Origin of the sequence: Shouchella clausii (assembly GCF_002250115.1) — a bacterium.
In the GTDB taxonomy this organism is placed as follows: domain Bacteria; phylum Bacillota; class Bacilli; order Bacillales; family Bacillaceae_D; genus Shouchella; species Shouchella clausii.
The window spans coordinates 452,422-464,679 of the sequence record NZ_CP019985.1 but is presented as its reverse complement, the minus strand read 5'-3'; the positions used below and the strand labels follow the sequence as shown (position 1 = coordinate 464,679).

The following is a 12,258-nucleotide window of genomic DNA, read 5'->3' as shown; positions in this document are numbered from 1 at the left end:
CGTCTCAAGCTCCCTACATCGGTTCTTTATGCTGAGAAAGCGTGTTTTCTCCATGAGTTGCTTTATAATAAAACCAACATTGATTTAAAAGCTTCAATTGATGGCGGTTTTTTTCAGCATACGCTTTGCGAAGCTGTTTCTTTAACCAAATAGGCATATCGAACGCTCCTCTCATGTTTCAAGTAGTATATGTTAGGCTGTTTGTCAGAGTTGAATAGTTTTTAATGGGGGACAAGGAATGACAAACAAAGAATTGCAACAGCTAACAGAAACGATTTCTCTTGCTTTTTTTAAGCGCCCTTTTACACACACAGCCCGCTTCAATAACCGCCTTCGCACGACGGGGGGAAGGTATTTGCTAAAAAGCCATGATATTGAACTAAACCCAAAGCAATATGAACGCTATGGCAAAGAAGAACTGATCGGCATCATTAAACATGAACTTTGCCATTACCACCTTCATCTCGAAGGGAAAGGCTACAAACATGGCGATAAAGATTTTCAGGAATGGCTTGCCAAAACAGGAGCACCTCGCTACTGCAAAACAGCGCAAGACGAACAGACCGTTCTTGTGTATACATGTACATCTTGTAGCCGAACATACCACCGGCGGCGAAAAATCAATACGCAAAAATATGTTTGTGGTACCTGCCACGGGAAACTAAAATTTTTATCGAAAAAAGTATTGCATCAAAGGAAGTGACTATGCTATATTATAAGAGTCGCCAAGGAGAGGCGGAAAAAAGCGTACATATTCCACAGTAGCTCAGTGGTAGAGCTATCGGCTGTTAACCGATCGGTCGCAGGTTCGAATCCTGCCTGTGGAGCCATGGAGAAGTACCCAAGTGGCTGAAGGGGCTCCCCTGCTAAGGGAGTAGGTCGTGTAAGCGGCGCGAGGGTTCAAATCCCTCCTTCTCCGCTCTTCTGGCCCGTTGGTCAAGTGGTTAAGACACCGCCCTTTCACGGCGGTAACACGGGTTCGAATCCCGTACGGGTCATTTGCAAAACGAGGCGCTGAAAGGAAAATGGACATGCTCTGTTCCATTGTTCCTTTCCAGCACCAGTTCGTTTCAATCACTATTAAAGAATCATGAACGAGACGAAGAGATTTGCAGCTTATCTGCATTATTGTTTGACAAAGAGAAGCAAGAAGTTCGAGGACAAGAAGTGCTCGAGGAAAGGAGCGTACAACCGTACGTGACTGACCGAGAGACACGAATTGGACAAAGAAATTCGCCGCTTATCTGCGTCATTGTTTGACAAAGAGAAGCAAGAAGTTCGAGGACAAGAAGTGCTCGAGGAAAGGAGCGTACAACCGTACGTGACTGACCGAGAGACACGAATTGGACGAAGAAATTCGCCGCTTATCAGCATATTCTTTGACAAAGAGAAGCAAGAAGTTCGAGGACAAGAAGTGCTCGAGGAAAGGAGCGTACAAGCGTACGTGACTGACCGAGAGACACGAATTGGACAAAGAAATTCGCCGCTTATCTGCAGTCAAAATGGAGGATTAGCTCAGCTGGGAGAGCATCTGCCTTACAAGCAGAGGGTCGGCGGTTCGATCCCGTCATCCTCCACCATCAACAAGGTCCGGTAGTTCAGTTGGTTAGAATGCCTGCCTGTCACGCAGGAGGTCGCGGGTTCGAGTCCCGTCCGGACCGCCATCTATAATTACATTTAAATTGCCAGCGGGTGTGGCGGAATTGGCAGACGCGCTAGACTTAGGATCTAGTGTCTTTATGACGTGGGGGTTCAAGTCCCTTCACCCGCACCAGAATACGCGGTTGTGGCGGAATGGCAGACGCGCTAGGTTGAGGGCCTAGTGGGAGTTAAATCCCGTGGAGGTTCGAGTCCTCTCAACCGCATTAGTCGTAAACGTAGGAATACCAAGGGTTTGAAGTGCCCTTGGTATTTTTTAATGCGTTCATTTCCAGTGGGGAAATGGGTGTTTTTCATACCTAATTCGCCAAAAACTCGCCACAAGGTGAAAAAAGGATGAAAAAGACGTCATTTTGCATGGTTTTTGATCTGTAAGGTGGGTTAAAAGATGAATGGAAATATTTTAATTGTTTAGGAGGCAAGAAAATGTCGAGCACTTTGAAGGAGATCTTAGATAGTCTTAAAGAAGCATTAAATGAGGAGGGGAAAATTAAATCACTTCTCACATCACAGGAATGCTTTTTTTCATTCAATGAGCCAGTTACTGAAAATCATCTTTCACAATTCGAAAAAGATCAAGGCATCAACATCCCTTCAGATTTTAAAGAGTTCCTGTCTCTCCATAATGGAGCAAGGATTTATGGGAATTTGCTTTTTGGTGAGCCTGCGGGTGGTGGCTTAAGGCTGTTTAATCTTGATCAAATGAAAGAAGCTCAGAAGTATCTTGACACTAAAGACATCCCTATTGCATTTCTACTTGAAGAGTGTCATTTAATTATCAATAAGAAAAAAGTTAGAGAGAGAAATCCAAACTATCTTTATATTTTGGAAGATGTTGGTGAGGCTAGACCTTTGAATTCAAGTTTTGAAATGTTTCTGGAGAGATACATTCTTTCACAAGGATCAGTATTTTGGGAGTGGAATGCCAGTGCGGAAGTGTATTATCGTTCTTATCCAAGAAAAGATAGCCTTTTTTAATATGATTAATGTATTCAATCTGTCAACCTTTTCAATGATATGGGCGTGGGATTATGTAAAGACATAAAAGACCGAACGATATGTTTTCGGCTAATTTCCTGTGTACAACATTACAATAGCTTCCGTTCTTAAAATTGAGCCGCTATATACGGAACCGTGCGTATTGTGGTGACAGAGGTCGGAGGCTAGTCACCTTCTCTTACTCGATTATTTATTGCAGGTTAAAGGAATTATTTAGTGAATGTATACATAGACAACTCTATCCAAGTTAAAATCATATTTTAAAATAGCAGAGAGGTGAATCTTATGCGAACTAACTCTAATCAATTCTTAAACCAACAGTACGGAAATTCATCAAAACTTGATGCTCGAATAAGATTACATAAAGAATATAGCACCAATCGTATAGACTGGCATGAATGGGTGTTTGACAATATTCAATTTGATGATGAGAGTAACATTATAGAATTTGGTTGCGGATCAGGATACTTATGGACGGAAAATTTAATGAAAATTAGAGAAAACTGGAGTATTATACTAACTGATTTTTCTAAAGGGATGGTTAGTCAAGCGCAACGAAATATTCCTGAAAAACAAAATATAACTTTTGGAGAAATGGATATTCAAGCTACGCATTTGGAGCATTCCCTATTTGATATTGTTATAGCGAATCATATGTTATATCACGTTCCAAACATAGAAACAGCTTTAAAAGAGGTTCAAAGAATATTGAAACCTAATGGTCTTTTTTATGCTGCGACTAATGGTAATAGTCATATGAAAGAGATTTATCATTTTGTTAAAGAATTTGATTCCTCATTACCGTTCATTAAACCGGTCCATTCAACGTATTTTGGTCTTGAGAATGGGGAAAAAGCATTACGCAGCTCTTTTAATCGTGTTCAGTTATTGAAGTACGAATCTAACTTACGAGTTACGAATGTTCACGATTTGGCTGATTATATCTTTTCGATAGATACAGGACTTGAAGATGCTTTAAACAAGCAAGGCAGATATGATCAATTTATTAGTTTCTTAGAAAGTAAGAAAAACACACAAGGATATATCCATATTAGTAAAGACTCAGGAATGTATGTTGTAAGTGAACCTTATTAAGAAAAGAACTTGCTGAATACCAGGTTTCTTCTTTTGTCGTAATCTAATAGGACCCCCCTTGATTTAAGATTGGTTACGATGGTGCTTTCTTAAAAAACACAAACCCAAAAAAAGGAACGTAAACGAGAAAAAATAACCCTGCCGAAGCAAGGTCTTCTTTTTTCTCACGATTCCATAGCATCTGCTTTTGTTGGTTGGATTGTTCCATAAGGATGATGTGGAGGTGCATAGATGGAATAAAGTTTTAAAGGGACAGGGCCAGTATTGGTAACATTATGCCATGTGCCAGCAGGAACCATTATCGCGCTATCCTCGGAAACATTTGCTTGATACGTTAAATGATTTGGGCTGCTACCCATTTGTACCAAGCCTTGACCTTGTTCTATCCTGAAAAATTGATCCGTTTGAGGGTGTATTTCTAACCCGATATCGTCACCAACATTAATGCTCATTAGGGTTACTTGTAGATGTTCTCCAGTCCAAATGACAGTGCGGTAGGTATTATTATTTTTGGAAGCTTGTGAGATGTTTAATGTAAAGGGCTCTTTACCAAAATCCGTTTTGGGTTGTTGGTATGGCACTGTTCTGTACATGTTATGTGTTTGGTAGTATGGAATACCTCTCCATTCAGGCAGGTTTTGGGGACTGTTGTAAAATGAATTATGGTAATAATTCACAGGAAATCTCTCCTTAGGCTTTTTTACAGTATATGCAACTGCCCAGTAAGAGTGCTTGCATTTAACGAGCATATATTTGGTTTTGTAACTTGAATTATAAGTATAATTATCGCTAATACCGTATGACATAAGCCACCTTTAAAGCCATTAAAATTGAGGGTGAATCAAGAAGTGTTTTCTCTAACCAACACGAACTCAGCCACATCAGTCGTAAAACGCAAGAATACCAAGGGTTAGAAGCGTCATTGGTATTTTTTATATACTGATTTTCAAAAGAAGTCGTTAAAGCGATGATTTTGTTTAACTAGTAAGAAGCTGTAGACTTAATCTTCTACAATCGAGACACAGCCAATAAATACAGAATAATTAAGTGTAATGGATAAAAAATATAGAAGATATACTTTAAGCCAATCCCTCTGTTGCCATTATAGAGCAATAAAAATGGAAGGGCGAAAACCATCATCCATTGATAGTCTGCAAACGGAAACAAATATGTGTGAATGACTGGGTTTCCGTAATTGCTTACCTTTAAATGAAGCATATAAAAACACAAGGAGAAGGAGCTATATAGAATAATTAAATTAATTCGGTTCGATAAAGTAAGATAAAATATAGCTCCAAGTACAACCCCTAAAAAAGTGCCCTCCACAAAGAGGATATTACCAAATACTGAACCTAAAAAGTAATATGTACCTGCTGCATCACTTAGTCTTAATACCTCATATTTTTCTGCTAAAACGAGACATAAAATAAGGGTTGATAGTTGCCAAATGATGAAGAAAAACAAGTTTTTTGCTTTAAAGTTGTCTAGTAAAAGTACCACTACCGCAACAACAAATAAAGAACTAAAAAAATTATTCCAAATATAGAAATAGGTATAATCAAATAGTTGATTTAGTACCATATTTATAATCGCCATACTTAATGAAAATAAGTATAACCGAATCAGGTATTTCTTTTTATTCTTAGTGTGTTTAATCCCTAAAACAACACAATAAATAAAAATAGGGGCCGATTGTAAACGCTAGAATAAAGTTGACACTTTTTGATCGATAAGATTTTACACTTTTGCTCAATCAATCTACCTCTTTAGTAAAATAGATCGTGATGTTATTTTACTGGGGGTTAGGATCTTGGAGGAGAAGTTAGTGTTATATATTAAGATTCAGGAATTACATAAGAGAAAGTTTAAAGTAGCGCAAATCGCTAAGGAGCTTAAAATCTCAAGACCGACTGTCTATAAGTACTTAGAAATGACATTCGATGAGGCAAAGGCCTATACGGAACAGCCCTTGGGAAAGAAGAAAAAACTAGATCACTATAAGGACTGGATACTGGCCTGGCTCGAAGAGTATCCCCACCTAAGTAGTGCTCAGATCCATGATTGGCTTTTAGAAAGATACCCCGACCTAGTGGTCGGCGGAAGTACTGTAAGAACATATGTGAGGGGGGTGCGAGAAGTTTATCAGATTGAGAAAAAGGGGATTGTCCGGCAATACGAAGCAGTTCCTGAACAACCAATGGGTAAACAACTCCAGGTAGACTGGGGAGAAACAAAACAGAAAACAGTGAACAACAAGGAAATCAAACTGTACTTTATTGCCTTTGTACTCGTTCACTCGCGACAAAAATATATGGAATGGCAAGTACGTCCATTCACCACAAGAGATGCGATTCGTTGTCACGAACATGCCTTCCAGTTCTATGGAGGACGAACCGAAGAAATTGTCTATGATCAGGATCACTTAATCTCAGTAAGTGAAAATGCAGGTCAACTACTTTTAACAGCTGAGTTTCAAAGCTATGTAAACGAGCGTAAATTCAACGTTCACCTTTGCCGAAGAGCGGATCCAGAATCTAAAGGGATGATTGAAAATGTAGTGAAATACATAAAAGGCAACTTCGCTGACAGTCGTGTGTTTAGAGATATAGAAGATTGGAATGAACGGGCAAGGCAATGGCTCAAGCGTACGGGAAACCACCAGGTTCACCAGACAACGAAAAAAAGACCAGCAGAAGTGTTTCTCCTCGAAAAGCAACACTTACAGCCAGTCTCTTCGTTACTTTCATATGAAAGTACCCATAACCAAAGTATAACAAGAAGTGTTAGTAAGGACAATACGATCCGGTACAAGTCAAACCGTTACTCTGTCCCACTGGGGACTTATCTGGAATGTCAACACAAAACTGGACAAATTTTTAAAGGTGTAAGGCTTTGTAATCGACGGGTGATTGATAGTCGAGTGAACCATGGAGGCGTATATGGTTGAACCAATGAACATAATCAAATAAAGCAAGGTCAAGTTCGTGTTGGTTAGGGAAAACCCTTCTCGATACAAACTCAATTTTAATCGCTTTAAAGGTGGCTTCTGCGACGGCGTTGTCATACGGCGTGCCTTTGTTGCTGAGCGAACGGGCGATTCCAAAGGTCGCTAGTGTCTGGTCCATCTTCTGATTGATAAACTCTCTACCACGATCGGTATGAAACAGAGCGATCTTCTGTAAGGGATAGGGAATTTTAGCGATGGCTTGTCCCACGAGCTCCTTATTCTTGTTTGGACCAGAACTGTAACCGATGATTTCACGGTTGTATAGATCAATGATGATACAAATATAATGCCAGTTTGCACCGACCCGCACATACGTTAGGTCGCTGACGACTACGGTTAGCGCTTTTTCTTGTTGGAACTTCCGGTCAAGGGTATTCCCTATTTCCGATTCGTTGCACACGAATTTCGTTGGTTTAAATTGGGCCACCGTGTACGTGGATACAAGTCCTTGTGCCTTCATGATCCGGCCAATGCGGCGGCGTGAAACCGTCCACCCTTGTTTAGTAAGTTCTTTTTTGATTTTGCGCTGGCCATAGATGCCTCGGCTCTGACGAAAAAGGTCGCTGATCAATGCGGTCAGCTGTTCTTCCTCTTCTTCGTGATCCCGTTGCTTGGCTTCATAATAAAACGTGCTACGGGGGATGTTCAAAATCGCACACATGGCAGCCACTGGGTAGATCCCGCGATTTTGACGGATCACGTCTATTTTCGTCCCATGATCAGCGCCGCTTGCTTTAAAATATCATTTTCCATAGCGAGCTTCTGGTTTTCTTTTCGTAGGCGGATCAGCTCTTCTTGTTCAGGCGTACGATTTTCTTTCTCGGTGAATGCGCCACTTGTTTGGTATTGACGAACCCATTTATCAAAAGCAGATGGCGTCAGTTCATATTCACGGATGATTTCCGCTCTCGGCTTTCCGGACGCATACAGTTGCACAAGCTGTTTCTTAAATTCGGCTGTGAACCTTCTTCGTGGACGTTTGGCTTCAGTCATGATATCCCGATCCCTTCATTGGATGATTCCATCTAGTCTAGTAGACCTTAGAGCATTTGTCCAACTAAGTGTAACCTATCCAATCAAAATAGGAGTGAGAATCTTGTGTGGATTGAAATAAGGGAAGAAGATCACAACGCCCTGATCATCCGCAAAGAAGCAAATGGTGAAGTGATTGCCGAGCATAGGATCAGCTCTGAAAAGGGAAAGCTGATTCAAAACCGTCACCATACTCGTGATCGCTCCAAAGGTGTGGAAGAGTTTAAACAACGTCTCCTCTCTCACTTTAAAGATCAGGTTCAGGCAGCTGCCTATTTAGATGAGATTAGCCAAAGATACCCGAGGTATCGGAGAGATCAGTTTACAATTATTCATAAGGTGAGCCAACAATACCCGGCTATAATTGATACTGTTTTGGCCAAGTGCACGACAGAAAAGCTTTACAATGCGAATGACTTTCGCGATATCGCTCATCACCTTGATGCTTTACGAGATGAGCCGATTGAAGAAGCACAATCTTTTTACACGAGTCCGCCAAACCATTCTCATCTCAAAGCCTCTACCCGTTCTCTAAATGCCTATACTAGCATTTTAGGAGGTAGAACATGATGAACAAAACCGTACATGAACTACAAGATCACTTTCGTCAGCTACGCCTAGCAGAGACTGCGGAGGAGCTGCCACAGCTTCTTCGCGAAGCTGAAAAAGCATCATGGACCTACTTGGAATTTTTAGAGTCTCTCACTCGATATGAATTAGCCAAACGCGAAGAGAAAAGCCTTGAGAAAAGAATGAAATGGGCACGCTTCCCTTTCGTGAAGTCATTAGACGAGTTTGAGCTGAAAGGACAAAACGTTCTGACGGCTCGTCAGCTTTCTCAACTCCGAGAATTAAGCTGGCTGGAGCAACACTATAATCTTATCCTTTTAGGGCCTCCTGGCATCGGTAAAACGTATATCGCAATTGGACTTGGACTTGAGGCTGTTTACAGAGGGTTTAATGTTTATTTCGCTACAATGGGTGAACTGGTGCAGCTTCTAAAATCAGAAGAATACCTGAACAAATCTAAAGTTCAGCTTAAGAGAATTAGAAATGCCGACTTAGTGATTATTGATGATTTAATGTATATGGCCATGGACCAGAGAGAAGCAAACCTATTCTTTCATTTAATTAACCATTTATACGAACGAAGTTCGATTATCCTGACATCAAATAAGAGTCCAGATGAATGGGGCAATTTAATCGGAGACCAAGGCATCACCACTGCGATTTTAGATCGCTTACTTCATCGTGTGGAAGTGATCCATGGTAGCGAAGAAGAGAGAAGTCACAGGATGAAAAATCGGAAGAGCATTTTTTCAGCAGATGTGTAAAAAGGAAACGAGCAAAAAGTGTAAATTTCAACTTGACGTCTACACCGATATTCTTCCGATCCAATTAAACCATTCCGGTGTCTCGGGGAAAAATTGCCCGATGTGATCAATGAACATAGCGCATAAGGCGATCATTTTCAATGTAGTCGTCGACATAAATTCCCTCTCCTAGTATACTCATTATTTTATATTACATCGATCATAAGAAATTAGACACATATAAAAATCGTATAAACGAAAAAAATCCTCAATGGTGAGGACGAAAAAAAACATGATGAGGGATAAGACTTACGGACTATAAATAATTAAATTATTTTGGCCATCTTTCAAAGGCGCTTGGAATGTAAAATAAGTTCTTGCAACAAAATCTGCGACTCTAAACCTTCTCTAGCTGGTACACTCGGCTCAATATTTTGTTGAATACATTGAATGAAATGGTTCACAGCATGCTCAAATCCTTTTTGTTTTAGGATCGATTCCCAGGAGCCAGAATAAAAAGTGGAAAGTTGATTATCTGTTTCACATTCAAAGATGTTCATGTTTTTCACACGAAAGATTCCCCCAGTTGTTACTAATTCTAGTTGTTCTAGATTGGTGCCTGCACTCCTATGCATGGAACTGTTAAAGATGATATTGTCATCTGACTGGAATTGTTGCTGTGTAAAGGCTAACTTAGAATCAATCGTTTTCAAAAAGCCATTTTCAAAACGTATGTCTCCATCCGAAAGCCATCTAACGGTATCTACTAGGTGGAGATAGTCATCTAACAGGATGTGTTCGTAAGAAAGCGTATCATTGATTGAGGCGATTCTATGTTTTTCAAGGTTTATCCAAGCAGTGTCTTTCTCTTTCAGTAACTTTTTTAATTTTACATACATCGGTGAGAAGCGCCGATTAAATCCAACCATCAGCTTCCTGCCAAGCGCCTCACTTAAATGAACCAATTTCTCAGCCTGTTCAATAGTAGCTGCTAATGGTTTATCGACATAAACATCGATTCCATCACGAAGTAGTTGAGATACAATTTCATAATGTGTTTCTGTTGAGCTGTGAACAAAGATGGCATCACATGATTCACTTAACGAAGATAGATCTTCATATGCTTTGATGCGATAGTGGTTGCAGATTTGTTCTCTTTTCTGTTTATTCGGCGAGTATGCTCCGACAAAGGTCCAATCTACTTCTTTTGATAAAATAGGTAAATACGCTTTTTGAGCAATCCCACCTAATCCAATCATTCCAATTCTAGGTTTCATCTAACTTATCCTCCAATTAGCCTTTACTTATATTGTTTAACTTCTTCCAAAGCATTTACGATGAAAATTAATTCTTACTTTCTAGTTCAAACTATAATTTACTGTTTAGATATTAGTCATCATATACCATACGTGGAGCAATTTCTCCAGTCTGAAAAATAAGATTTTTTTAGGGGAGATGATGACATGCGTATATACTGATATTCACACGTTATACAGCTATGGCAAAAAAACTAAAATTAATTTGCCATTACTTCCGTTTTCTGTTATAATAAAGAGAATTATTTTTGTTCGGTGTAAAGGATAGTATGAATATTGACTTTTCGTCTTGATGATACTTTGGACAAGAGTAGTAATATAATGTGTGGCAACGCACTAGGAGGCAACAAAAATGGAACAAGGTACAGTGAAATGGTTTAATGCAGAAAAAGGTTTTGGTTTTATCGAACGCGAAGATGGAGACGATGTATTCGTACACTTCTCTGCTATCCAAAGTGAAGGATTCAAATCTTTAGACGAAGGTCAAAAAGTAACGTTTGACATTGAGCAAGGTGCTCGTGGAGCTCAAGCAGCTAACGTTCAAACTGCTTAATTAATTTTCATACAAACAGGCTCCTTATATAGGGCCTGTTTTTTTATGTTCTCTGTATCATGCTCACTAAAAAACCTACTTGAACGTCTTTGAAATGATGACTTTTAATCATGGTATTACCAAAAAATTTAGTGAATTTCTGATGTGCAATGATGTCTATTTTTAACAGAAACTTTTTATTTGACTATCGGTGATTCCTTTAACGACTTCCAGTTCACTAAGCAAAAATTCATAGGCATTATCCAACATTTCTTTTTCGCTTGTATTAAGTGCTTTTTCTTTCTTAATGCGCATTAAATCGCGTACAACTTCAGCGCCTTCTTGCATTTCACCCATTTTTATTTTGTCCGCGTTTACTTTATACCTTTGTTTCCACGGCAGTAACGTATCTGATTCTCCGTGTTGAAATATGTGTATAATGTGGTTTATCGCAAGTATATCAGTAACTGGCCGTATACTTGAACTCACTATTTTGCTAGTTGGAATCATAACTTTCATATTGTTGATTGACATTTTTATGATATAATACTGTTGTTTTTCCTCTAAAAGATCTATTTCTTCTATCGCCTCAATTACACCTGCTCCGTGCATCGGATAAACAATGTTATCGCCAATTTGAAACATATTATCCACCTCCATATACGGGACTTTCTTAAGGTTACCATACATTTGTTTATTTAACAAATTTTTAATTATAACACGTTGATTTTTTTAATGTCAACAGCTTTTTTGGATATCAGTATCAAGCAAAAGACGACATTACTGCTTCGTCGGTCACGATGTAGGACGTTATACGATCAGCAATTATTTATTAAATCAAGAACTCTTGATTTTTAGTTTATTGTCATTTAGAATGGACTTAAATCAATTTTTTTTGATTTAAAAGTTGAGGTGCTATCATGAAACAACTTGTTAATAATCATCTTTCCCATCAAGAATTAGAGGATTTCCAAACCAAGTTTAAGGCACTAGCCGACACAAAACGTTTACGTCTGTTAAATGTCCTTAGTCTAAAAGGTAAAACGTGTGTATGTGATCTTACGGAAGAGATGCAAATGAGCCAATCTAAGCTATCCTACCACCTGAAGATTTTAGTTGACGCAAATTTGTTGAAAATGGAAACAAAGGGTACTTGGAATTATTACAGTGTGAATGAGACAGAAGTTGATGCCTTACTGTCGGAACAACTCTGCTGTATATTAAAACCGTCTAAGTAACGGTTTTAATTATAAATTGTTAAATCAATTTTTTTTGATGGAGGTGAGTGGCAAGTTGAGGATACTA

13 protein-coding genes, 7 tRNA genes and 2 pseudogenes are annotated in these 12,258 nt (G+C 39.1%); 15 read left to right on the top strand and 7 right to left on the bottom strand.

Going from position 1 to position 12,258, the window contains the following annotated elements:
- Positions 1-13: 13 nt before the first annotated feature.
- Complete coding sequence (gene cmpA, locus BC8716_RS02265; RefSeq protein ID WP_094423742.1) at positions 14-157, bottom strand: cortex morphogenetic protein CmpA; 144 nt, start codon at positions 155-157, stop codon at positions 14-16.
- 81 nt (positions 158-238) lie between these two features.
- Between cmpA and BC8716_RS02260 the strand changes: the two genes are divergently transcribed.
- The 10 genes from BC8716_RS02260 to BC8716_RS02215 all read left to right on the top strand — a co-directional run bounded on the left by BC8716_RS02260 (position 239) and on the right by BC8716_RS02215 (position 3,753).
- Entirely contained in the window at positions 239-703 is a 465-nt protein-coding gene (locus tag BC8716_RS02260) for a SprT family protein (RefSeq protein ID WP_011245675.1), read from the top strand.
- A gap of 52 nt (positions 704-755) precedes the next feature.
- Positions 756-830 (top strand) — tRNA-Asn (locus BC8716_RS02255).
- 1 nt (position 831) lies between these two features.
- Positions 832-919: transfer RNA gene (locus BC8716_RS02250), tRNA-Ser, on the top strand.
- Positions 920-926: 7 nt separating this feature from the next.
- Positions 927-998 (top strand) — tRNA-Glu (locus tag BC8716_RS02245).
- A 506-nt stretch (positions 999-1,504) separates the two neighbouring features.
- A tRNA-Val gene (locus BC8716_RS02240) sits at positions 1,505-1,580 on the top strand.
- A gap of 7 nt (positions 1,581-1,587) precedes the next feature.
- Positions 1,588-1,664 (top strand) — tRNA-Asp (locus BC8716_RS02235).
- A 24-nt stretch (positions 1,665-1,688) separates the two neighbouring features.
- Positions 1,689-1,774, top strand: a tRNA-Leu gene (locus BC8716_RS02230).
- A gap of 6 nt (positions 1,775-1,780) precedes the next feature.
- Positions 1,781-1,865, top strand: a tRNA-Leu gene (locus BC8716_RS02225).
- A 220-nt stretch (positions 1,866-2,085) separates the two neighbouring features.
- The gene (locus BC8716_RS02220) at positions 2,086-2,637 is read left to right on the top strand and encodes an SMI1/KNR4 family protein (RefSeq protein ID WP_094423741.1); all 552 of its coding nucleotides are present in this window, start codon (positions 2,086-2,088) and stop codon (positions 2,635-2,637) included.
- Between the two features lie 306 nt (positions 2,638-2,943).
- The gene (locus BC8716_RS02215; protein ID WP_094423740.1) at positions 2,944-3,753 is read left to right on the top strand and encodes a class I SAM-dependent methyltransferase; all 810 of its coding nucleotides are present in this window, start codon (positions 2,944-2,946) and stop codon (positions 3,751-3,753) included.
- 164 nt (positions 3,754-3,917) lie between these two features.
- On the opposite strand, the gene BC8716_RS02210 is transcribed toward BC8716_RS02215, so the two are convergent.
- Both BC8716_RS02210 and BC8716_RS02205 read right to left on the bottom strand, forming a co-directional pair.
- Positions 3,918-4,370 (bottom strand): cupin domain-containing protein, encoded by a 453-nt coding sequence (locus BC8716_RS02210; protein WP_251180291.1) that lies wholly within the window; start codon positions 4,368-4,370, stop codon positions 3,918-3,920.
- Positions 4,371-4,761: 391 nt separating this feature from the next.
- A complete protein-coding gene (locus BC8716_RS02205; RefSeq protein WP_257392303.1) occupies positions 4,762-5,430 on the bottom strand; it encodes a TraX family protein in 669 nt (222 codons plus the stop codon).
- Between the two features lie 148 nt (positions 5,431-5,578).
- Between BC8716_RS02205 and istA the strand changes: the two are divergent.
- Positions 5,579-6,598: pseudogene (gene istA / locus BC8716_RS02200) on the top strand (IS21 family transposase); the annotation flags it as partial.
- A 31-nt stretch (positions 6,599-6,629) separates the two neighbouring features.
- Here the strand turns inward: istA and BC8716_RS02195 are convergent.
- Positions 6,630-7,753, bottom strand: a protein-coding gene (locus BC8716_RS02195) for an IS3 family transposase (protein ID WP_094423738.1) whose coding sequence is annotated in 2 segments (ribosomal slippage) — positions 6,630-7,465 and positions 7,465-7,753 — 1,125 coding nt in all. Because the reading frame shifts where the segments join, the coding sequence is not laid out codon by codon here.
- Positions 7,754-7,837: 84 nt separating this feature from the next.
- Here BC8716_RS02195 and BC8716_RS02190 point away from each other — a divergent pair.
- Positions 7,838-8,362: pseudogene (locus BC8716_RS02190) on the top strand (IS21 family transposase); the annotation flags it as partial.
- Complete coding sequence (gene istB / locus BC8716_RS02185; protein ID WP_094429144.1) at positions 8,362-9,126, top strand: IS21-like element IS643 family helper ATPase IstB; 765 nt, start codon at positions 8,362-8,364, stop codon at positions 9,124-9,126. The pseudogene BC8716_RS02190 and the gene istB, both read left to right, overlap by 1 nt.
- Positions 9,127-9,165: 39 nt before the next feature.
- Here the strand turns inward: istB and BC8716_RS02180 are convergent, their stop codons facing one another.
- Together BC8716_RS02180 and BC8716_RS02175 are read right to left on the bottom strand one after the other, a co-directional pair.
- Entirely contained in the window at positions 9,166-9,282 is a 117-nt protein-coding gene (locus tag BC8716_RS02180) for a TraX family protein (protein WP_094423737.1), read from the bottom strand.
- Positions 9,283-9,452: 170 nt separating this feature from the next.
- Positions 9,453-10,382: a Gfo/Idh/MocA family protein gene (locus BC8716_RS02175; protein WP_094423736.1), complete on the bottom strand. Its 930-nt coding sequence runs from the start codon at positions 10,380-10,382 to the stop codon at positions 9,453-9,455.
- Positions 10,383-10,773: 391 nt separating this feature from the next.
- Here BC8716_RS02175 and BC8716_RS02170 point away from each other — a divergent pair, with 391 nt between their 5' ends.
- The gene (locus tag BC8716_RS02170; RefSeq protein WP_094423735.1) at positions 10,774-10,974 is read left to right on the top strand and encodes a cold-shock protein; all 201 of its coding nucleotides are present in this window, start codon (positions 10,774-10,776) and stop codon (positions 10,972-10,974) included.
- A gap of 162 nt (positions 10,975-11,136) precedes the next feature.
- Here the strand turns inward: BC8716_RS02170 and BC8716_RS02165 are convergent, their stop codons facing one another.
- A complete protein-coding gene (locus tag BC8716_RS02165; RefSeq protein WP_094423734.1) occupies positions 11,137-11,598 on the bottom strand; it encodes a CarD family transcriptional regulator in 462 nt (153 codons plus the stop codon).
- 275 nt (positions 11,599-11,873) lie between these two features.
- On the opposite strand from BC8716_RS02165, the gene BC8716_RS02160 reads away from it, so the two are divergent.
- The gene (locus BC8716_RS02160; protein ID WP_094423733.1) at positions 11,874-12,191 is read left to right on the top strand and encodes an ArsR/SmtB family transcription factor; all 318 of its coding nucleotides are present in this window, start codon (positions 11,874-11,876) and stop codon (positions 12,189-12,191) included.
- Positions 12,192-12,258 lie beyond the last annotated feature (67 nt).